The organism is Streptomyces sp. JW3, from assembly GCF_052216785.1.
Lineage (GTDB): Bacteria > Actinomycetota > Actinomycetes > Streptomycetales > Streptomycetaceae > Streptomyces.
This window is the reverse complement of sequence record NZ_JBQOUX010000135.1, coordinates 1-19,950: the sequence shown is the minus strand read 5'-3', so window position 1 is coordinate 19,950 and position 19,950 is coordinate 1. Positions and strand designations below refer to the sequence as shown.

Below are 19,950 nucleotides of genomic sequence, written 5' to 3'. Positions count from 1 at the left end.
GTCGAACGGGCCCCGGCACCGGCATAGTGGGGGACGGCAGCGCGCGTCACAAGGGGTACGGGGGCCGGACAGCGGGTCCGCCCGGGGTGCGAGAAGGTGACGATGGATGCGCAGGCCCAGGAGAGTTTCCGCGAGTTCGTGGCGAACCGGTCGTCCGCGCTGCTGAGAACCGCCGTGCTGCTGAGCGGCGGGGACCGGCACGCGGGTGAGGACCTGCTCCAGAACGCGCTGATCAAGGTGGCCGGGCGCCGGCACCGGATCGAGGAGCCCGAGGCGTACGTCCGGCAGGTGCTGTACCGGCAGCAGGTCAGCCGCTGGCGGCTGAAGTGGCCGCGGCGGGAGGTGAGCGTCGGCCGGCCGCCCGAGACCGGGACGGACGGCGCCGACCCGGTGGCCGCCGCCGAACTGCGGCTCGTCATGCGCGGGGCGCTCGCCCGGCTGGCCGCGCGGCAGCGGACGGTGCTGGTGCTGCGGTACTTCGAGGATCTGCCCGAGGGCGACGTCGCCCAACTCCTCGGGTGTTCGGTCGGGACCGTGCGGTCCACCACCCACCGTGCGCCGGCCCGGCTGCGGGCCGTCGCGCCCGAACTGGCCGCCCTGCGGGCACCCGAGGACCGTTCGGTCCGCAACCCCGCGCCACTGGAGGTGCGTTCGTGAACGTCGAGGAAGTGGTGCGCGAGACGTTGCGGGAACAGGCGGCCGGGGAGCGGGCGGTACCGCCGGGATTCGCCGACCGGGTGCTCGCGGTACGGCGGCGCCGGCGCCGGCTGCGCGGGCTGACGTCCCTGGCCGCCGTCGTCGCCGCCGTGGTCGCCATCGCGGTGGGCGTTCCGCTGCTGGACTCCGGGCGGGAGCAGCAGCCTCCGGCGGTGCGGAACGACGGGATCAGTGCCCATCCCGACCAGTCGCCGCCGCGCGACCTGATCGCCGCCGGAGACGTGGCCCTGGCCGCCTACTACACGGCCGAGACGGTCGAACGGACGGCTGAGGAGGGGGTCAGGCAGCGGACCTACTGGCTGCTGGACCCGGCCACCGGACGGTACGAGAAGGACGACCGGTGGTCGTATGTCGCCGTCGCGCCCGGGATGCGGACGGCGGCCGTGCTGGAACGGGAGCTGCCGGCCCGGCGGATCGGCGTCCTCGATCCGAGGACCGGACGGGTCGAGCGGTGGGTGCCGGTGGACCACGGGGTCGGCGGGCTCGCCTACTCCCGGGACGGCGGGCGGATCGTCGCGACGACGTACGACGGCAATCCCGATCTGCGGCATCGGGTGCCTGGTCAGGAGGGGGCGGCGGCGTGGTTGTCGCTGACGGGCCGTCCGAGCCGGACCGGGTTCCTCGTCCTGGACGTGGGCACCGAAGACAGCACCTGGAGTGCCGTACCGGCCGGCCTGGACAGCACCTCGCGGCGGGACTTCGCCTTCTCCCGGACCGGGGACCTGGTCTACGCCCAGGTCGTCGGCGAGCGCGACGGGCTGCAGGAGTTCTACGACCTGTCGGGCGAGGCGGTTCAGGCACCCGCCGACGAGCGGTACCTGCGCTCCGACGTGCCCGCCCGGCTCTCCCCGGACGGACGGCTCGCCGCGCTCGGGCCGGCCAAGGAACGCAAGGACAGGTCGTGGTCGTCGGTGCGGGATCCGCGGACCGGCGAGGAGGTCACCAAGGTGCGCGGGGCCACGCTGCTGGCCTGGGCGGACGACCGGCGGCTCGTCGCCTGGGAGCGGACGCCGGGGATCCAGGAGTACCAGGGGCGGCTGGTGCTCGTCACGATCGGCAGCGAGGAGGTCGTGCAGCTCTCCGGTACGCGGGTGCCGGACGAGGACCTGGACCGGCAGGGGTGGGAGCCCCTGTTCGTCACCCGTTGACGTCCCCGGTCAGCCGGTCGTACGCCGCCCGCAGCGCGTCGGCCGTCTCCCGGCCGGCCGGGCGCAGCGGGGCGCGGACCGGGCCGGCCGGGAGGCCGAGGTGGTTCAGGAGCGCCTTGGTGGTGACGGTCCCGGGCAGGCCCGCGGCCATCAGCGCCTCGATCAGCTCGCTCGCCCGCAGCTGGCGGCGGGCCGCCTCGGCCGTGCGGCCCGCGTCGTGGGCGGCCAGGATCGCCCGCATGGCGGCCGGGACCACGTTCGCGACCGTACTGACATAACCCGTGCCGCCGGTCGCGTACAGGGCGAGGGCGTACTCGTCGCAGCCCGTGTAGTACGCCAAGTCGGTGGCGGACAGGACGCGTTGGGTACCGAGGACGTCGTAGGCGCAGTCCTTGACGGCGACGACGCGCGGGTGGGCGGCCAGCCGGATCAAGGTGGCGGGGGCGATGCGGACTCCGGTGCGGCCGGGGATGTCGTACAGCATGACCGGGAGGTCAGAGGCGTCGGCGATCGCGCGGAAGTGTGCTTCCAGCGCGTCCTGCGGGGGCCTGCTGTAGTACGGCGCGACCACCAGCAGGCCGTCCGCGCCGGCGCGCCCGGCGGCGCGGGCCAGGGCCGTGGTGTGGCGGGTGTCGGCGGTGCCCACGCCGGCCACGATCGTCGCCCGGTCGCCCACCGCCTCCCGGACCGCCGTGATGAGCGCGCTCTTCTCGGCGTCCGTGGTGGTGGGGGACTCGCCCGTGGTGCCCGACAGCACCAGGCCGTCGCAGCCGTGGGTCACCAGGTGGCCGGCGAGGCGCTGGGCGCCGTCCAGGTCGAGGGTGTTGGAGTCGGTGAAGGGCGTGATCATCGCGCACAGGGCGCGGCCGAAGGGGGCAGGAGGAGTCATGGGGGGAGTGTCGGCGCGGGGTGGGCCTGGTTCCACTTAATTGCGCTACCGGTTATCGGTAAGCGGTGCTGAAGCGTGCCGGGTAGCGGGCGGCCGGGCCGGGTACCCGGGGCCGTCAGGAACGGGTGACGGTGCCGACGGATGACGGATGACGGATGCGTACGCGCAGTGCGAGGAAGGCGGAACGATGACGGACGGTGGGCGGGCGACGGGGGCCAAGGGGCCCGATGAACTGCGGCGTCAGGTCGAGGAGGCGCGCGGGCGGCTGGCCGGCACGGTCGGGGAACTGGCGGAGCGGACGGATGTGAAGGGGCGGGCGCAGGCCCGTGCGGCCGACCTGCGGGACAAGGCCGGTGCGCTGACCGTGCAGTTGCGCAGCAGCGCCGCGCAGGCCGGGCACGCGGTGCAGGACCGGGCCGGCCGGACGGGGCTGCGGCGTCCGCGGCCTGTGGTGATCGCCGGGGCGGCGGCGGGCGCGGTCGTCGCGGTGGGGGTGCTGCGGCGGCGGGGGCGTCGCTGACAGTGGTCCGGCGGGCCGGTGGTTCTTCTTGACCTCGAGTTCGCTTGAGGGCGGAGGGTGGTGGTCGCCGATCACCAACGCCCTTCGGCGGAGGCCGAGATGACCCGCCGTACCGCCGCCCACCCCGACCTCACCCGACCGGATGCCACGGCGCCCTTCTTCAGTACGGGGCGGGTCGGCACGCCCGAGCGGCAGCGGCGGCGCGGCGGGCTGGAGCGCGAGGCCGGGGACAGCAGGGTCCCCGGCTTCGTCACCACCGTGACCACCACGCACACCGACCGGATCGAACGGGAGCCGGGGATGATCTCCGGCCACATCTACCTCAGCACCGCCGGCACACACGTCCGCACCTGCGCCGAGTGGGAGGACGGCGCCCCCGTGCCGCGCGGACCCGGCGTCAGCCGGTACGCGCACGCCCTCGGTCTCGTGCCCGGCTGACCGTCACGGACGGAACCGCAGCACCTGCGGGTCGTGGTCGCTGATCTGGTCGGGGAACTCGGCGTTGACGTGCACGCTGTCGTACGTGAAGTGACCGCCGCGCCGGATCGACGGGCTGATCAGGATCTGGTCCAGGACCTGGCTGTTGCCCTGGTAGACGTACGAGTAACGCTCGGCGCGCGGCAGTGACTTGACCGCCGACCACAGGGCGCCGTCGTCCTCCAGGAGCCGGGCGGTGGTGGAGAACTCGAAGTCGTTGATGTCGCCCAGGGTGATGACGTCGGCGTTCTTCTGAGTGGCCAGGATGTCCTTGACGAAGGTGTTGACGGCCGCCGCCTGGAGGTGGCGCTGCGTCTCGGAGCTGCGCGCCGGCGGCTGGTACTGGCTGGTCAGGCCCTGGTCGCCGCCCTTGGACGCGAAGTGGTTGGCGATGACGAAGACGGTCTTGCCGCGGAAGACGAACTCGCCCGCGAGCGGCTTGCGGCTGTCCTCCCAGGCTTCGTTCGCCGGGTCGACGCGGCCGGGGGACAGGGTGAGCGCCGCCTTGCCGCGGACCTTGGTGACCTCCGTGGCCGTGGTGGCGTCGCCGCCCGCGCGGTCGGTGAAGGAGACCCGCTCCGGGTTGAACAGGAACACCTGGCGGATGTTGCCGCCGGGCTCGCCGCCGTCCGCGCCGTCGGCCGGGTCGACCGAGCGCCAGTCGTAGCGTGGGCCGCCCGCCGCCACGATCGCGTCGATCAGCTTCGTCACCGTCTGGTCGGCGGCGACCGTACCGTCGTCGGTGGCACCGTTGTTGTCCTGGATCTCCTCCAGGGACACGATGTCGGGCGAGGACAGATTGTGCGTGATCGCCGCCGCGTGCGCGGCGAAGGTGTCGTCGGACGGGTCGAGGTTCTCGACGTTGTACGTGGCCACCGCCAGCTCGTCGCGCTTTTGCGCGCGCGTGGTCTCGCGCTCCGTGCCGCCGTCGCGCAGGGTGCCCAGTTCGCTCGCGACCAGCGTGTAGCCGCCGTACTGGTTGTAGTCCAGCGGGCCGGCCGTGGCGCCGGCCAGGGTGTCGCCCACGGTCGCCTCGGGGAAGTCGGCGACCGCGCCCAGGGACTGGATCTGGAGCCGGCCGGTGTTCTGGGCGGCGTAGGAGCCGTAGACCGTGCCGCCGCCCGCGCTCGGGTTCTCCTTCGGCTTCACCGTCACCCACAGCTCGGTGTACGGGTCGCTGGCGCCGACCACGCGGGCGTCGGCGACCTGGACGTTCATGCCCTCCAGGGACTCGTAGTAGTCCAGGGCGTAGCGGGCGGGGCGCAGCGGCAGGGTGTTGACCGAGCCGCCGTCCGCCTCGGGGGTGTAGGCGGCCGGCACCGAGCGGGCGGTGATCCGGGTGGCGGCCGGGACCGGGTTGCCGGCGGAGACCACGGTGACCGTGGGGCGGGTTATCTCGGTCAGCGACTGGTTGCCGGAGGAGGCGCCGCCGGGGACGTACTCCGAGACCGTGCCGGCGACGGTGACCGCGTCGCCGACGACGACCTTCGGGGTGGAGCTGGTGAAGACGAACACGCCCTCACTGGTGGCCGGATCGGTGTCCGGCGTCGGGTCCTGCATCCAGAAACCTCTGGAGGAGCCGTATCCCCGTACCCCCGTGACGATTCCGGTCACGTCGGTGACCTGCTGGCCGGCGTACGGGGAGAGCCGGGTGCCGCCCTGGATGTCATGGATGCGCACGGCGGCCGCGTGGGCGGGCGAGGTGAGGACGACGGTGGAGGCCGCGGAGCAGACGGCGGCGACGGTGAGCGCGGCGAGGCGCGCGGACGACTTGCTCGGCATGGGGTCCCTCCGGGGACGTGACTTCGGGCGCCGGGAAGCACGGACGAGGCATGGGGAGGGGGAGCGCGCATGACTGACTGAACACGTGTGCCCCCCTGTTTCTACGCGCGTCAATCTCCTGCGCGGCCACGCCCGTTGTCAAGGTTTCAGCCATGTACGGCGGCCGACGGGGAGATGAACCGGGCGGCATGGGTCCAAACCCGTCTAGGCTGAGCGGCTGAGCCGTACGGCGTCCAGGTGGCCGTACGGCCGTCGAGGCGCGCGAGGAGAAACAGCCGATGTCAGACAGCTCCACCCTGCCGCCCGCGCGGCTCCACCCCGAGGCGGAGCTGGCCCGCGCCGCGCTCAGTGCCCCCCTGTTTTCCCGGGCGGTACGGCTCGCCCGCTGGGCCGGTCCGGACACCCGGGTGGAGGCCGGGGGCGAGCTGGCCGAGGAGCAGCTCGGTGCGGCGGTGGCGGCGCTCGGACTGAGCGGCGACGAGGCCGCGGCGGACGCGGGCGAGGCGTGGCGGGTCGCCGTCGACGCCGGGCTGGTCGAGATCACCGACGAGGACGCGGGCACCGTCGCGGCCGGCGAGGAACTGGCGCTGCTCACCGGCGGCTCCCCGCAGGACGTGCTCGGCGCCTGGCTCGGCGCCCTGGAGACCGTGCTCGCCGACGCGAGCGCGCCCGACCTCGGCGCCCTGGTCGACGCGATGGCCGAGGGCGAGGACGAGCTGGACCTGTCCGCCCTGGACTGGGACCCCGAGGCCGAGGCGGAGTTCCTCGACGGGGTGCTCGGCAACCTGTACCTGCTCACCGTCGGCGAGGACGCCCCCGGCGACACCCCGGTGCCGCTGCCCGCGCTCGCCGCCTCGGTGCTGATCCCCGGCGACATGGGGGAGCCCAGCAACGACGTGCTCCAGCAGGTGTCCGACGCGATGCTGCGGCTGGACGACCAGTTCCGGCTGCTGGAGCCGATCGGCCTGGTCGCCTACCGGCCGGTCGACGAGACGGTGCTGACCGACGCCGGCTCCGACGAGGAACCCGCCGACGCCGTCGACGACACCGACGTGGCCCGCTACGGCATGGTGCGGCTGACCCCGCTCGGTCTGTACGGGCTGCGGGCCCGGCTGCTGGAGGCCGGGTTCACCGCGCCGGCCGTCGGGGAGTTCGCCGACAAGGGCGCCGACGCGCTGTTCGACGGGACGGCCGGCTATCCGCCGGGCGCCGCGCACGCCGAGACCGAGGGCTGGCTGGCCCGCCGCGAGCCGCCGGCCGCCGCCCGGGAACTGCTGGCCGCCGCGCGCGGCACCGACGCCGGGGCGCCGCTGCGCCGGCTGCGCTGCCAGCAGGCGCTGGCCCTGGTCGGCGCCGAGGCGGAGCCCGCGCTGCGGGAGGTCCTCGACGACGCGGAGCTGGGCGGACTGGCCCGGGTGTGGCTGGCCGAGCACGGCGCGCGGGACGTGCCGCCGCCGCCGGAGTCCATGGTGTTCTGGCTGACCGTCGACACGGTGGCCGCGCAGCTCGCCGCCGAGGGCAACTCCGAGGAACTCCAGGCGCTGGTGGAGGGACTGGCCGCGCAGCACAGCGGCTTCTTCGACACCGCCTGGCGGGTCGGCCACCCGGCCACCGCCGACGTGCTGGAGGCGATGGGCCGGCTGCACCCCGACAAGAAGATCGCCAAGGAGGCCCGCAAGGCGGCGTTCAAGGCCCGCTCCCAGCACGGGGGTTGAGCGGGGCGGTGGGCGCGGCGGTGGATTCACGTGCCCGGGTCCCGGGGTGTCGCCCGGTGTTCAACCGGCGTTAAGCAGCGGGCGGGACGGTGGCGCCGCACCCGCTCGGCCACCCCCCCCGCCCTGGTACGCCGACCGTCACAGGAGACACCATGTCGCTCACCCGCAGGGACTTCGCCAGACGCTCCGCGCTCACCGGCGCCGGGGTCGCGCTGGCGGGCAGCGTCGGCGCCCTCGCCACCGCGCCGAACGCCCTGGCGTCCACCGAGACCGAGGGCACCGACGACGAGCACGGACACGGCGGCGTCGGCTACGGGCCGCTGCTCCCCGACCCGGACGGCCTCCTCGCGCTGCCGGCCGGCTTCTCCTACCGGGTCATCACCTACAGCGGCCGCACCAAGCTGGAGTCGGGCGAGTACACCCCCTCCAACCACGACGGCACCGCCACCTTCGCCGGCCCGCGCGGCACGGTGCTGCTGGTCAACAACCACGAACTGGGCGGCCCCCGCGCCAACTGGCCGCACCCGGTCCCGCTCACCGAGGGCCTGGTCTACGACCCGGCGGCGGCCGGCGGCTGCACCGTCGTCGAGGTCCGCCCCGGCGGCGAGGTCGCCGAATGGGTCGGCATCGCCGGCACCGCCACCAACTGCGCCGGCGGCTCCACCCCCTGGGACACCTGGCTGACCTGCGAGGAGACCGAGGACCGGGCCGGGTCCAACGGCATGACCAAGGACCACGGCTACGTCTTCGAGGTCGACCCCGCCGACCGGCGCGCGGGCCGCGACCCGAAGCCGGTCAAGGCGCTCGGCCGGTACGCCCACGAGGCCGTCGTCATCGACCCCAGGCGCGGCCACGCCTACCTGACCGAGGACGCCTCCGGCCCCAACGGCCTCTTCTACCGCTGGACCCCGCCGGAGGGCTTCCGGCACGGCCGCGGCAGGCTGCGCGCCCTCGCCGACGACGCCGGGCGGCTGGAAGCCTTCAAGTGCTTCGACTCCGGCGGGCAGTTCGTCGACGACCTGTCCCGCGCGACCAGGACCGGCACCGTGTACGGCGTCGACTGGGTGGAGGTCCCCGACCGCGACGCGAAGACCGTCTCCGTGCGCAAGCAGTTCACCGCCGGCCAGGTCACCCGGGCCCGCAAACTCGAGGGCATGTGGTGGGCCGACGGCGGCGCCTACGTCGTCTCCTCCTACGCCCGCTCCGAGTCCCCGGGCGCACCGCACGACGGCCAGGTCTGGTTCTACGATCCGGGGCGTCGCACCCTCACCCTGAAGGTGCTGCTCGGCGTCAACCCGGACCCCTCGGCGGACGGCGCCTTCGACGGCCCCGACAACATCACCGTCTCCCCGTACGGCGGGCTGGTCATCGCCGAGGACGGCGACGGCGTCCAGCACCTGTTCGGCGCGACCGACAGCGGACGGACGTACCCGATCGCCCGCAACGAGCTGAATCTCGGGAGCGCGGACGACCCCGAGTACAGCGAGTTCACCGGAGTGACCTTCTCGCCGGACGGCCGCACCCTGTACGCCAACATCCAGACGCCCGGCATCATGCTGGCGATCACCGGGCCCTGGAAGCGGCAGAAGCGGCGCTGAGCGGGACGACGGTCCGGGTCCCGGGCGGGACCCGGACCGTCCGCGGTCACAGCGACTTGGCGGCCGGCTTCACCATCCCGCGCACCGTGCGGGACTTGACGAACTCGCCCATCGCCGTCATGTCCCACTCGCCGGAGAACTGGCGGATCAGCTTGGCCATCATCACGCCGGTCTGCGGTTCGGCGGAGGTCAGGTCGAAGCGGACCAGTTCCTCACCGGTCGCCGCGTCCAGCAGGCGGCAGTACGCCTTGGCGACCTCGGTGAACTTCTGCCCGGAGAACGAGTTGACCGTGAAGACCAGGCCGGTGACCTCCTGCGGGAGCCGGCCGAGGTCGACGACGATCACCTCGTCGTCGCCGCCGCCCTCGCCGGTGAGGTTGTCACCGGAGTGCTTGACGGCGCCGCCCACGATGGACAGCTTGCCGAAGTAGCAGCTGTCGATGTGGTTGCGCTGCGGGCCGTAGGCGATGACCGAGGCGTCCAGGTCGATGTCCTTGCCGCGGAACGCCGGCTCCCAGCCCAGACCCATCTTGACCTGGGACAGGACCGGGCGGCCGCCCTTGACCAGGGAGACGGTCTGGTTCTTCTGGAGGCTGACCCGGCCCTTGTCCAGGTTGATCTTCCCGGCGCCGGGGGCGGGGGCCGCGGGGGCCGCGGGTGCGGCGGGCGCGGTGACCGGCGGGGGCGGGGGCTGTACGGCGGCGGGGGCCGGGGGCGTGACCGGCTGGGCCGGGGCGGCGGCGGGGGCGGCGGCCGGCGCGGCCGGCTCCTCCACCGAGACGCCGAAGTCGGTGGCGATGCCGGCCAGGCCGTTGGCGTAGCCCTGGCCGACCGCGCGGGCCTTCCAGACGCCGTTGCGGAGATACACCTCGACGATCACCAAGGCGGTCTCGCTGCCGAGCTGCGGGGGTGTGAAGGTGGCCAGCACGGAGTTGTCGTCCCCGTCGCGGAGGGTGGCCGTGGGCTCGATGCCCTGGAAGGTCTGGCCCGCGGCGTCCGGGCTCGCGGTGACGACGATCTTCTCGATGCCCGGGGGGAGGGCGGAGGTGTCGACCGTGATCGCGTCCGGGGCGGTGCCGCCGCCGGAGCGGTAGGTCACGCCCGGGCCGGCGGGCTGGTTGTAGAAGATGAAGTCGTCGTCGGAGCGCACCTTGCCGTCGGCGGTGAGCAGCAGGCCCGATACGTCGAGGCGCACGGGCGCGGCGACGTCCACCGTCACGCGGGCGGCGGACAGAGGGATGTTCGAGCCGGGGGTCATAGCTGTCATGCCGGGTGAACGAGCGAGGGGGTTTTACCGTTCCCTTACCCGGCATCCAATGGGTGACCTGGTGTTTTTCGCCCCGGACGGGCTGAAAACGTCAGCCCGTCCGGAGCTTCGCTGTCAGGGGACGACCACGATCTTGCGGCCCACCCCCGCCGCGAACTGCTCCAGCGCCTCGGGGTACCGGTCCAGCGGGATGCGGTCGCTGATGAAGACGTCCGGGTCCAGGACGCCGTTCGCGAAGAGTTCCGCCGCGCGTTCGTAGCTGTGCAGGACCGCCATCGAGCCGGTGATGGTGATCTCCTGGTTGTAGATGCGGTACGGGTCGATCTGGACCCGCGTCGCGTAGTCGGCCACGCCGAACTGGAGGAAGGTGCCGGCCTTGGCGACCCGGTCCAGGCCGTCCTGGATGGCCGCCGCGTTGCCGGTCGCGTCGATGACCAGGTCCCAGCCCTGCGGGCGGTCCAGTTCGTCGGGGCTGGCCGCGGTGGCCGAGACGCCCAGGCCCCTGGCCGTCTCCAGCCGGGCCGGGTTGAGGTCGACCATGTCGACGCCGGCCGCCCCGGTCCGCTTGGCCAGCTCCAGCATCATCAGGCCCATCGTCCCGGAGCCGTAGATCAGGACGTGCGCGCCGAGGCGGGACTGGAGGACGTCGTAGCCGCGGACCGCGCAGGACAGGGGTTCGATGAGGGCCGCGTCCTGGGTGCGGACGTGCTCGGGCAGCTTCACGCAGTTGGCGACGGGGGCCACCGCGTACTGGGCCGCGCCGCCCGCCGTCGTCACGCCGATGGCCGCCCAGCGTTCGCAGAGGTTGTTGTGGCCGGTACGGCAGTAGCGGCACTCGTAGCAGTAGAGGGACGGGTCCACCGCTACCTGGTCGCCGACCGACACCTCGCTGACCTGGGTGCCGACCCCGACCACCGCGCCGGCGAACTCGTGCCCCGGCGTGATCGGCAGCTTGGGCGCGAACTCGCCCTGGAGGATGTGCAGGTCGGTGCCGCACAGCCCGCACGCGGCGACCTGGACGACGACCTCGCGCGGCCCTGGCGTCGGGTCCGGGATCTCGGCGACGACGGCCCGGCCCACGGACTCGATGACGGCGGCCTTCATTTCACGGCTCCCAACGACAGGCCCTGGACCAGTTTGTCCTGGGCGGCGAACCCCGCGGCGAGCACCGGCAGGGAGACGACGAGCGACGCGGCGCACACCTTGGCCAGGAACAGGCCCTGGCTGGTGATGAAGCCGGTCAGGAAGACGGGGGCGGTCTCGGCGACCACACCCGTCAGCACCCGGGCGAAGAGCAGTTCGTTCCAGCTGAAGATGAAGCAGATCAGCGAGGTCGCCGCGATGCCGGGGAGGGCGATCGGGGCGACCACCCGGGCCAGGATGGTCGGCAGCCGGGCGCCGTCCACCCGGGCCGCCTCGATGATCGCGACCGGCACCTCGGCGAGGAAGGACTGCATCATCCACACCGCGATCGGCAGGTTCATCGAGGTGTAGAGGATGACCAGCAGCCAGATGTTGTCCAGCATGTCGGTGTTCTTGGCGAACAGGTAGATGGGCAACAGGCCCGCCACCACCGGGAGCATCTTCGTGGACAGGAAGAAGAACAGGACGTCGGTCCACTTCTTCACCGGGCGGATGGACAGCGCGTAGGCGGCGGGCAGGGCGAGCACCAGGACGAACAGGGTCGACGCCACCGACGCCACCACCGAGTTGGCCAGCGCCGGCCAGGGGCTCGCGCCGCCGCCCGCGCCGAAGAACTCGCGGTAGCCGTCCAGCGTCAGCGACGCCGCGAAGGACGGCGGGTTGGTGGCGGCGTCCTCCTCGGAGTGGAAGGAGGTCAGCGCCATCCACGCGATGGGCAGGAAGAAGACGATGCCGAGCAGCCAGGCCACCAGGCCCAGGCCGGCGCCGCTCTTGCGACGGCTGACTCGTACAGCGGCCACGGTGCTGCTCATGCGCGGCCCACCTCCTCGCGGAACAGGGACGACACCACGCGCAGGGCGAAGGTCGCGATGATGATCGAGCCGATGACGACCAGGACGCCGGCCGCCGAGGCGAGGCCGTTCTCGTGCGCCTGGTAGAAGCTCTGGTAGACGGTGTACGGCAGGTTGGCGGTGCCCAGGCCGCCGGAGGTGATCGTGAAGACGGCGTCGAAGTTCTGCACGATGTAGATCGAGCCGAGCAGGGCGCCGAGTTCGAGGTAGCGGCGCAGGTGCGGCAGGGTGAGGTGGACGAAGATCTGCCAGTCGCTGGCCCCGTCCACCCGGGCCGCCTCGATCTGCTGCTGGTCCCGGCTCTGCAGCCCGGCCAGCAGGATCAGCATCATGAACGGCGTCCACTGCCAGACCAGGGAGAGTTCCACCGCGAGCAGCGGGGTGTTGGAGATCCAGTCCGGCTGGGGGCCGCCGACGTAGTGCAGTAGGCCGTTGAGCAGGCCGTACTCCGGGTTGTACAGGACGTGCTTCCAGAGCAGTGCAGCCGCGACCGGGACCACCAGGAACGGGGCGATCAGCAGGGTGCGGACCACGCCCCGGCCCTTGAACTTCCGGTCCAGCAGCAGCGCCAGCGCCAGGCCCAGGACCAGGCTGGCCAGCACCACCGCGACGGTGAGCAGGACCGTCGTCCACACCGACTTGCGCAGGTCGGGGTCGGTGAGGACGTCGCCGTAGTTGGCGAACCAGGTGAAGTGCCGGGCGTCCGGGTAGAGGGCGTTCCAGTCGAAGAAGGAGATCACCAGCGTCGCCACGAAGGGCAGCTGGGTGACCGCGATCATGAAGATCAGGGCCGGCAGCAGCGGCGCCCGGGTGGCCCAGGCGCGCAGCCGCGCGGAGGGCTGGTTCGGTGGGGTACTGACGTCGGGTGCGGCCACGGGGGCCGTTGTCGTGGCGGTCATCGTCCTTCGTACTCCTCGGAGATCTCTTCGGCGAGGTCCTGTGACTTCTTCAGGGCCGCTTCGACGGACTGGCGTCCGGCGATGGCCGCGCTGATCTCCTGGGAGACCTTGGTGCCGAGGTCGGTGAACTCCGGGATGCCGACGAACTGGATGCCGGGCGCCGGGCGCGGCTGCACCCCCGGGTCCGTCGGTTTGGCCCCCTCGATCGCCTCCTTGGTCATCTCCTGGAAGGCGGCGGCCTCCGCGCGGTAGGCCGGGTTCTCGTAGGTGGAGGCGCGCTTGCCGGCCGGGACGTTGGACCAGCCGATCTCGTCGCCGACCAGCTGCTCGTACTCCTTGCTGGAGGCCCAGGAGACGAACTTCCACGCCTTGTCGGGGTTGCGGGACGCCTGCTGGATGCCCCAGGCCCAGGTGTAGAGCCAGCCGGCCGACTCCGTCTTCTCCACCGGGGCGGGCGCGTAGCCCAGCTTGCCCTTGACCGGGGAGTTGTCGGCCTCCAGCGAACCGGCCGCGGAGGTGGCGTCGTACCACATGGCGACCTTGCCCTGGGTCAGGTTGTTCAGGCACTCGGCGAAGCCGGCCTGCGGGGCGCCGGACTCGCCGTGCTCGCGCACCAGGTCGACGTAGAACTTCACCGCCTTCTCGAACTCGGGGGAGTCCAGGCGGGCCGTCCAGTCCTGGTCGAACCAGGTGCCGCCGAAGGTGTTGACGACCGTGGTGAGCGGGGCCATCACCTCGCCCCAGCCGGGCAGGCCGCGCAGGCAGATGCCCTTCATGCCGGGTTCCGCGCCGTCGACCTCGGCGGCGAGGTCGGCCACCTGCTGCCAGGTGGGGTGCGCGGGCATCGTCAGGCCCTTCTTCGCGAAGATGTCCTTGCGGTACATCAGGAAGGAGGACTCGCCGTAGAAGGGCTGGCCGTAGAGCTTGCCGTCCGCGCCGGTCAGCGACTCGCGCATTGGCTTGAGGACGTCCTGCTCGTCGTAGGCGGTGTCCTTGGCGGCGTACGAGTCCATCTCGTGCAGCCACTCGTTCTGGGCGTAGATCGGTATCTCGTAGTTGGAGAGGGTGGCGACGTCGTACTGGCCCGCCTGGTTGGCGAAGTCCTGGCTGATCTTGTCGCGGACGTCGTTCTCCGGCAGCACGGTGAAGTTCACCTTGATGCCGGTCTCCTTGGTGAAGTGGTCGGCGGTGAGCTTCTGGAGCTCGACCATCTGCGGGTTGTTCACCATCAGGACGTTGATGGCGTTGCCGCCGGAGCCCGCCCCGCCCGCCCCGACCCAGCAGCCGGAGAGCAGCGGGGCGAGCAGCGTCCCTGCGGCGGCCAGGGCGAGCGTCGCTCGCGGCCTGTGTCGGCTCTGGGTTCGCATGGATCGCTCCTGAACATATGGGGAGGTAATGGGCGACGAAGGGGTGATCCCGCCCCCGCGAGGGGGAGGAAGGGGGCGGGATCAGACGCGGATGACCTGGGGACCGAGCAGTGAGTAGCGGTGGGCCTCTGAGGCGGGCAACTGGGTGCTGGTGACGATCGCCTCCAGCGCGCCGATCTCGGCGAACCGGCAGAAGCTGACCGCTCCGAACTTGGTGTGCACCCCGGCGAACACCGTGCGCCGGGCGGCCCGCACGGCCTGCGCCTTGACCTCGCTGACCGCCGGGTCGGGCGTGGTCAGGCCGTGTTCGCGGGAGATGCCGTTGGCGCCGATGAACGCCAGGTCGAGGACGAAACCGGCCAGCATCCTGGTGGTCCAGTGGTCGACGGTGGCCAGCGTGCCCGAGCGGACCCGGCCGCCGAGCAGCAGCACGGAGGTGTCGCCGCGCCCGGCGAGCGCGCCGGCCACCGGCAGGGAGGCGGTGACCACGGTCAGCGGGCGATCGGTGGGCAGCGCCTCGGCGATGAGCTGGGGGGTGAAGCCCTCGTCGACGAAGACCGTCTCGGCGTCCCCGAGCAGTTCGGCCGCCGCGGCGGCGACCCGGCGCTTCTCGGGGACGTGGCTGGTGGCGCGGACCGCGAGGGTGGTCTCGAACCCGGCGCTCTCCACCGGGTAGGCGCCGCCGTGGGTGCGGCGGACCAGACCGTGGTCCTCCAGGGCGCGCAGATCCCGGCGTACGGTCTCCTTGGCCACGCCGAGTTCGGCGGCCAGCGCGGTGACGTCGACCGAGCCGGCACTCCGGGCGGCCAGCACGATCTCCCGCTGGCGCTCTTCCGCCGATCTCGTGCCCATGCCACACCTGCCTCACGCGCGCCGTTGCCCGTTCGGGCCCGGTGGGGCCCTTGGGGAGAGTTCTACCGCCGGTGCGCGGCGCTGACCAGGTCTGTTGCGGAGCCGATACGGCCCGTTTGGGCCCGTTCCGGCGCGCGGGCGACCGTCGTGGACCTGGGCTGGGGCGCGGCGGCGGGTCTGGTCGGGCAGCGCGGATGCCCGAATGCGGGAGGGGACGGGCCCGTTCGGTGCCCGTCCCCTCCCGCGCGGCGGTCCGTTTCGGTCAGCCGGGCCGTGAACCGGCGGTCAGTACGGCCAGATCGGCGGGTCGGTGACGAAGTGGCCGCCGAGGCGGGCGTGCGCGGGGTCGGCCGGGTCCAGTTCGCCCTGCTCGGCGACGAGTTTCGCCGCGTACGGCTCCGAGTCGTCCTGCGGCTCGTAGCCGAGCGCCCGCGCGGTGGTCAGGTCCCACCACAGCCGGGTGTTGGCGGAGGAGCCGTAGACGACGGTGTGGCCGACCCGCTCGGCGGTGAGGGCGGCGTGGAAGAGCCGGGCGCCGTCGGCCGGGCTCATCCACACCGACAGCATCCGCACGCTGGTCGGCTCGGGGAAGCAGGAGCCGATGCGGACCGAGACGGTCTCGATGCCGTGCTTGTCCCAGTAGAACTGGGCGAGGTCCTCGCCGAACGACTTGGACAGGCCGTAGAAGGTGTCGGGGCGGCGCGGGGTGTCGATCGGGATCAGCGGGTCGTCGCCCTGGGGGCGGGGGGTCCAGCCGACCGCGTGGTTGGAGGAGGCGAAGACGATCCGGCCGATGCCCTCCTCGCGGGCAGCCTCGTAGACGTGGTAGGTGCCCTCGATGTTCGCCTTGAGGATCTTCTCGAAGGGGGCTTCCAGGGAGATGCCCGCCAGGTGGATGATCGCGTCGACGCCGCGCACCGCCTCGCGCACGGCGGCCTTGTCGGCGAGGTCGGCGACGAGGGCGTCGGCGGCGCCCTCGATGGGGTTCAGGTCGAACAGGCGCAGGTCGTAGCCGTGGGCGGGGAGCAGGTCCCGCATCAGGGTGCCGAGGCCGCCGGCGGCGCCGGTGAGCAGAACGGTGCGGGGAGCGGGCATCCTCGGGTCTCCTTGAGTACACATGCAGGTACATAGGTGAGTACGGGATTCACAAACGTGGACACGCTAGGGACGGGCGTCGTCACACGTCAAGGTGTCGTGTTCTTGACCGGTCTGCGGCGCCGTCTTAGCGTGACTCTGTTCAGAAATATAAACGCAGATCACACATATGGAAACGGTCACCTATGGAAACGGGAGAGCCCGTGACGCCATCACCGCTCGCCGCACGCCTCACCGCCCCGCGCGGTCCGCTGTTCTTCCCGGTCACGGCGTACGGCCCCGGCGGCGAGGTCGACCTCGACGTCTACCGCGCCCATGTGCGCCAAGGGGTTCAGGCGGGCGCCGCCGCCGTGTTCGCGTGCTGCGGCACCGGGGAGTTCCACGCGCTCACCCCCGAGGAGTTCCAGGACTGCGTCCGGGCGGCCGTGGAGGCGACGGCGGGCCGGGTGCCGGTGGTGGCGGGCGCCGGGTACGGCACCGCGCTCGCCGTCCGGTACGCCCGGCTGGCCGAGGAGGCCGGCGCCGACGGGCTGCTCGCCATGCCGCCGTACCTGGTGCTGGCCGGCCAGGAGGGGCTGCTGCGGCACTACCGGGAGGTGGCCGCCGCGGCCTCCCTGCCGGTCATCGTCTACCAGCGCGACAACGCCGTCTTCAGCCCCCGCGCGGTGGTCGAACTCGCCCGCACCGAGGGGATCGTCGGCCTCAAGGACGGCCTCGGCGACCTGGACCTGATGCAGCGGATCGTCAGCGCCGTGCGCACCGAGGTGCCCGGCGACTTCCTCTACTTCAACGGGCTGCCGACCGCCGAGCAGACCCAGCTCGCCTACCGCGGCCTCGGCGTCACGCTCTACTCCTCCGCCGTCTTCTGCTTCGTCCCCGAGATCGCCCTCGCCTTCCACCAGGCGCTGCGCACCGGCGACGACGCCACCGCGCACCGGCTGCTCGACGGCTTCTACCGGCCCTTCACCGAACTGCGCGCCCAGGGCCGCGGTTACGCCGTCGCCCTGGTGAAGGCCGGGGTACGGCTCGGCGGCCTCGACGTGGGCGAGGTCCGGCCGCCGCTGCACGAGCCGGCCGGCGACCACGTCAAGCGGCTGGCCGAGGTGATCGAGCGCGGGTACGCGCTGCTGGAGGAGGCACGGTGAAGGCGTCGGCATTCGTCTACCCCTGGGACGTCAACGGCGACCCGGACGCGGCGCGGACGGTCGCGGAACTCGGCGTGGAACAGGTGACGCTGGCCGCCGCCTACCACTCCACCCGGGCCCTGACCCCCCGGCACCCCCGCCACCGCGTCGTCACCGCCGAGCACGCCGCCGTCCTCTACCCGCCGGACGACCGCTGGGCGGGACGCGCCCCGCACCCGTACCCGGCGGGCGACTGGGCGCCCGGGGACGCCTACGGCGAGGCCGCCGCCGCGCTCGCGGCCGCCGGCCTCCAGGTGCACACCTGGGTGGTCCTCGCCCACAACTCCCGGCTCGGCGCCGAGCACCCGGACACCTCCGTCGTCAACGCCTACGGCGACCGCTACCCCTGGGCGCCGTGCGTCGCGCGGCCCGGCACGCGCGCGTACCTCGTCGACCTGGCCGCCGAGGCGGCGGTCCGGCCGGGGGCGCGCGGCACCGAACTGGAGTCCCTCGGCTGGTACGGGCTGGCCCATCTGCACGCCCACGACAAGACCGGCGGCGTCGGCCTCGGCGACGCCGGGCAGTACCTGATGTCGCTGTGCTTCTGCCCGGACTGCCGGGCCGGGTACGGCGGACAGGGCCTGGACCCCGACGAACTGGCCGCCGCCGTACGCGCGGCGCTGGAACCGGTGTGGCGGGGAACGGCGCCCTGTGACGGCGGCTGGGCGGGGGTGACGAAACTGCTCGGCGAGACCCGGGCGCACGGCACGCGCGCGTGGCGGGACGCCACCGCCCGTTCGCTCCAGGAGGCGGCCGTCGCGGCGGTCCGGGCCGCCGCCCCGGCCGGCTTCCAGGTGCTGCTGCACGCCGACCCGGTCTCCTACCACTGCGGCGCCAACGTGGGCGTCGACCCCGCGCACATCCTGTCCGTCGCGGACGGCGTGGTGGTGCCCTGCACGGGCGGCGCGGGCCTGCTCACCCCCTTCGCCGAGCAGGCCCACGACGGCACGGTCCTGGCCGCCAACCTCACCGTCGTCAGCGGCATGGGTGGCAGCCCCGCCACGCTCGCGGCGGACGCGGCGCGGGCGCGCGAGCTGGGGGCGACGGAACTGCGGCTGTATCACGCGGGGCTGGCGTCGGACGCGGACCTGGCGGCGGTACGGGAGGCGCTGGCCGCGCGGTAAGGGGGTTTCGGGCGGGCGACGCCTGGGGGTTTCATGCGGTGCGGGTGCGGGTGCGGGTGCGGGTGCCGGGCGGGCGGCACCGGGGCTTTCACGCGGGGGCGCCCGCCCGCCGGGCGACCCCCGCCGTCACCAGCAGCAGCACCCCCAGCCCCGGCAACAGCACCCGTACGCCGGCCGGCTCGACCAGCGCCGCGCCCGCCGCCAGGCCGAGCACGTTCGGCGCGAAGACCAGCGAACCCGCCGTCGCCGTGACCCGGCCCAGCAGGGGCCCCGGCGTCTCCCGCTGCACGGCGGTCAGCGCGGCGATCAGCACCGCCGGCAGCCCCGCCCCGATCGCCGCACTGGTCAGCAGCGCGACCGGCTCCGAGGGCACCGCCCGTGCCGCCACCGCCACCGCGAACAGGGCGATCCCGTACGCCGCGAAGCGCGGCCCGCCCAGCCGGCGCAGCGCCGGACCGGCCAGCAGCCCCACCGCCACCGACCCGGCGCCCTGCACCGCGTACAGCACCCCGGCGTACGCGGGGGCGCGGCCGACGGCGTCCGCGACGGCGTAGACGGTGGGGCCGCCGACGCCCGCGCACAGCATCGTCAGACCGCCCGCGAGGACGAGGGGGCGCAACCGGGGGTGCGCCCACAGGTAGCGGGCGCCCTCGGCGGTCCGGTGCCGCCAGCTCTCCGCGGGCCGCCGCGGCGCCGGCTCACGCACCCGCAGCGCCGCGTACAGCCCTGCGGCCAGCACGAACGTCACCGCGTCCAGCGCCGCCACGGCCGGGCCGCCGTACGCCGCGTACAGGCCCGCGCCCGCCAGTGGGGCGACCAGCTTCATGCCCTCGTTGACGGTGGTCCGCAGCCCGCCCAGGTGGCCGAGCAGCCGCTCGTCCACGGCGGTGGCGAACAGTGCCGACTCGGCCGCGTCCTGCACCACGCCCGCCGCGCCGTACAGGAACAGCACCGCGAACAGCAGCCAGAGCCGCCCCGGCGAGTCCACCGCGAACAGGGCGGGCAGCGCGGCGGCCGGCAGCAGGTTGGCGGCGATCAGCAGCGGCCCCCGGCGCACCCGGTCGGCGAGCGCGCCCAGTGCCGGACCGGCCAGGGTGGGCGTTCACAGGGCGAGCAGGCACAGCGCGGCCAGTCCGTCCGAACCGGTCAGATCCTTCACCCACACCCCGGCCGCCAGCCACAGCGCCGAGCTGCCGAACCCGGACACCACCGCCGCGGCCAGACAGCAGGCCGCGTTCCGGTTCCGCAGTACGGCCGCCGTCGATATCGAAGTCATGCCTGGTCATCGTGGGACTAAGGCGGGTGTCCCGGCATCGGGCGGA

The 19,950-nt window shown here is 73.2% G+C and carries 17 protein-coding genes and 1 pseudogene; 8 read left to right on the top strand and 10 right to left on the bottom strand.

Annotation, left to right across the window (positions count from 1 at the left end; all coding sequences use genetic code 11):
- The first annotated feature begins 102 nt into the window (after positions 1-102).
- The gene (locus ACTT8P_RS34285) at positions 103-657 is read left to right on the top strand and encodes a SigE family RNA polymerase sigma factor (RefSeq protein WP_442835702.1); all 555 of its coding nucleotides are present in this window, start codon (positions 103-105) and stop codon (positions 655-657) included.
- Entirely contained in the window at positions 654-1,865 is a 1,212-nt protein-coding gene (locus ACTT8P_RS34280; RefSeq protein WP_442835701.1) for a WD40 repeat domain-containing protein, read from the top strand. Before ACTT8P_RS34285 ends, ACTT8P_RS34280 begins: the two co-directional genes overlap by 4 nt.
- Here ACTT8P_RS34280 and dapA read toward each other — a convergent pair.
- On the bottom strand, positions 1,855-2,754 hold the full coding sequence (gene dapA, locus ACTT8P_RS34275; RefSeq protein WP_442835700.1) for a 4-hydroxy-tetrahydrodipicolinate synthase: 900 nt from the start codon (positions 2,752-2,754) through the stop codon (positions 1,855-1,857). The genes ACTT8P_RS34280 and dapA overlap by 11 nt on opposite strands.
- Positions 2,755-2,902: 148 nt before the next feature.
- Here dapA and ACTT8P_RS34270 point away from each other — a divergent pair, with 148 nt between their 5' ends.
- A complete protein-coding gene (locus ACTT8P_RS34270; protein WP_442835699.1) occupies positions 2,903-3,274 on the top strand; it encodes a DUF3618 domain-containing protein in 372 nt (123 codons plus the stop codon).
- Between the two features lie 99 nt (positions 3,275-3,373).
- The gene (locus ACTT8P_RS34265) at positions 3,374-3,712 is read left to right on the top strand and encodes a hypothetical protein (protein WP_442835698.1); all 339 of its coding nucleotides are present in this window, start codon (positions 3,374-3,376) and stop codon (positions 3,710-3,712) included.
- A 3-nt stretch (positions 3,713-3,715) separates the two neighbouring features.
- On the opposite strand, the gene ACTT8P_RS34260 is transcribed toward ACTT8P_RS34265, so the two are convergent.
- Positions 3,716-5,533 carry an endonuclease/exonuclease/phosphatase family protein gene (locus tag ACTT8P_RS34260; protein WP_442835697.1) on the bottom strand — a complete coding sequence of 606 codons (1,818 nt, stop codon included), beginning with the start codon at positions 5,531-5,533 and terminating at the stop codon, positions 3,716-3,718.
- 278 nt (positions 5,534-5,811) lie between these two features.
- Here ACTT8P_RS34260 and ACTT8P_RS34255 point away from each other — a divergent pair, with 278 nt between their 5' ends.
- A complete protein-coding gene (locus ACTT8P_RS34255; protein ID WP_442835696.1) occupies positions 5,812-7,248 on the top strand; it encodes a hypothetical protein in 1,437 nt (478 codons plus the stop codon).
- A 152-nt stretch (positions 7,249-7,400) separates the two neighbouring features.
- Positions 7,401-8,846, top strand: coding sequence for an alkaline phosphatase PhoX (locus ACTT8P_RS34250; protein WP_442835695.1), 1,446 nt, complete (start codon positions 7,401-7,403; stop codon positions 8,844-8,846).
- 46 nt (positions 8,847-8,892) lie between these two features.
- Here ACTT8P_RS34250 and ACTT8P_RS34245 read toward each other — a convergent pair whose 3' ends face one another.
- The 7 genes from ACTT8P_RS34245 to ACTT8P_RS34215 form a co-directional block, all read right to left on the bottom strand.
- Entirely contained in the window at positions 8,893-10,104 is a 1,212-nt protein-coding gene (locus ACTT8P_RS34245) for a TerD family protein (RefSeq protein ID WP_442835694.1), read from the bottom strand.
- Between the two features lie 123 nt (positions 10,105-10,227).
- Positions 10,228-11,217: a zinc-dependent alcohol dehydrogenase family protein gene (locus ACTT8P_RS34240; RefSeq protein ID WP_442835693.1), complete on the bottom strand. Its 990-nt coding sequence runs from the start codon at positions 11,215-11,217 to the stop codon at positions 10,228-10,230.
- Complete coding sequence (locus ACTT8P_RS34235) at positions 11,214-12,068, bottom strand: carbohydrate ABC transporter permease (protein WP_442835692.1); 855 nt, start codon at positions 12,066-12,068, stop codon at positions 11,214-11,216. The genes ACTT8P_RS34240 and ACTT8P_RS34235 overlap by 4 nt, the downstream gene beginning before the upstream one ends.
- A complete protein-coding gene (locus tag ACTT8P_RS34230; RefSeq protein WP_442835691.1) occupies positions 12,065-13,006 on the bottom strand; it encodes a carbohydrate ABC transporter permease in 942 nt (313 codons plus the stop codon). The genes ACTT8P_RS34235 and ACTT8P_RS34230 overlap by 4 nt, the downstream gene beginning before the upstream one ends.
- Complete coding sequence (locus ACTT8P_RS34225; protein WP_442835690.1) at positions 13,003-14,373, bottom strand: ABC transporter substrate-binding protein; 1,371 nt, start codon at positions 14,371-14,373, stop codon at positions 13,003-13,005. Before ACTT8P_RS34225 ends, ACTT8P_RS34230 begins: the two co-directional genes overlap by 4 nt.
- An 81-nt stretch (positions 14,374-14,454) precedes the next feature.
- Positions 14,455-15,225, bottom strand: coding sequence for a DeoR/GlpR family DNA-binding transcription regulator (locus ACTT8P_RS34220; RefSeq protein WP_442835689.1), 771 nt, complete (start codon positions 15,223-15,225; stop codon positions 14,455-14,457).
- 285 nt (positions 15,226-15,510) lie between these two features.
- Positions 15,511-16,320 carry an NAD-dependent epimerase/dehydratase family protein gene (locus ACTT8P_RS34215; protein WP_442835688.1) on the bottom strand — a complete coding sequence of 270 codons (810 nt, stop codon included), beginning with the start codon at positions 16,318-16,320 and terminating at the stop codon, positions 15,511-15,513.
- A 203-nt stretch (positions 16,321-16,523) separates the two neighbouring features.
- Here ACTT8P_RS34215 and ACTT8P_RS34210 point away from each other — a divergent pair, with 203 nt between their 5' ends.
- Complete coding sequence (locus ACTT8P_RS34210; RefSeq protein ID WP_442835687.1) at positions 16,524-17,465, top strand: 5-dehydro-4-deoxyglucarate dehydratase; 942 nt, start codon at positions 16,524-16,526, stop codon at positions 17,463-17,465.
- Positions 17,462-18,628: a hypothetical protein gene (locus ACTT8P_RS34205; RefSeq protein WP_442835686.1), complete on the top strand. Its 1,167-nt coding sequence runs from the start codon at positions 17,462-17,464 to the stop codon at positions 18,626-18,628. Before ACTT8P_RS34210 ends, ACTT8P_RS34205 begins: the two co-directional genes overlap by 4 nt.
- An 88-nt stretch (positions 18,629-18,716) precedes the next feature.
- Here ACTT8P_RS34205 and ACTT8P_RS34200 read toward each other — a convergent pair.
- A pseudogene (locus ACTT8P_RS34200) lies at positions 18,717-19,904 on the bottom strand (MFS transporter).
- Positions 19,905-19,950 lie beyond the last annotated feature (46 nt).

What these genes read in the sequence shown, in the direction of transcription:
- ACTT8P_RS34260 (WP_442835697.1), bottom strand. Translation starts at nt 5,533, where the DNA reads ATGCCGAGCAAGTCGTCCGCGCGCCTCGCCGCGCTCACCGTCGCCGCC.
- ACTT8P_RS34245 (WP_442835694.1), bottom strand. Translation starts at nt 10,104, where the DNA reads ATGACCCCCGGCTCGAACATCCCTCTGTCCGCCGCCCGCGTGACGGTG.
- ACTT8P_RS34225 (WP_442835690.1), bottom strand. Translation starts at nt 14,373, where the DNA reads ATGCGAACCCAGAGCCGACACAGGCCGCGAGCGACGCTCGCCCTGGCC.
- ACTT8P_RS34270 (WP_442835699.1), top strand. Translation starts at nt 2,903, where the DNA reads ATGACGGATGCGTACGCGCAGTGCGAGGAAGGCGGAACGATGACGGAC.
- dapA (WP_442835700.1), bottom strand. Translation starts at nt 2,754, where the DNA reads ATGACTCCTCCTGCCCCCTTCGGCCGCGCCCTGTGCGCGATGATCACG.
- ACTT8P_RS34285 (WP_442835702.1), top strand. Translation starts at nt 103, where the DNA reads ATGGATGCGCAGGCCCAGGAGAGTTTCCGCGAGTTCGTGGCGAACCGG.
- ACTT8P_RS34240 (WP_442835693.1), bottom strand. Translation starts at nt 11,217, where the DNA reads ATGAAGGCCGCCGTCATCGAGTCCGTGGGCCGGGCCGTCGTCGCCGAG.
- ACTT8P_RS34220 (WP_442835689.1), bottom strand. Translation starts at nt 15,225, where the DNA reads ATGGGCACGAGATCGGCGGAAGAGCGCCAGCGGGAGATCGTGCTGGCC.
- ACTT8P_RS34230 (WP_442835691.1), bottom strand. Translation starts at nt 13,006, where the DNA reads ATGACCGCCACGACAACGGCCCCCGTGGCCGCACCCGACGTCAGTACC.
- ACTT8P_RS34235 (WP_442835692.1), bottom strand. Translation starts at nt 12,068, where the DNA reads ATGAGCAGCACCGTGGCCGCTGTACGAGTCAGCCGTCGCAAGAGCGGC.
- ACTT8P_RS34250 (WP_442835695.1), top strand. Translation starts at nt 7,401, where the DNA reads ATGTCGCTCACCCGCAGGGACTTCGCCAGACGCTCCGCGCTCACCGGC.
- ACTT8P_RS34265 (WP_442835698.1), top strand. Translation starts at nt 3,374, where the DNA reads ATGACCCGCCGTACCGCCGCCCACCCCGACCTCACCCGACCGGATGCC.
- ACTT8P_RS34215 (WP_442835688.1), bottom strand. Translation starts at nt 16,320, where the DNA reads ATGCCCGCTCCCCGCACCGTTCTGCTCACCGGCGCCGCCGGCGGCCTC.
- ACTT8P_RS34255 (WP_442835696.1), top strand. Translation starts at nt 5,812, where the DNA reads ATGTCAGACAGCTCCACCCTGCCGCCCGCGCGGCTCCACCCCGAGGCG.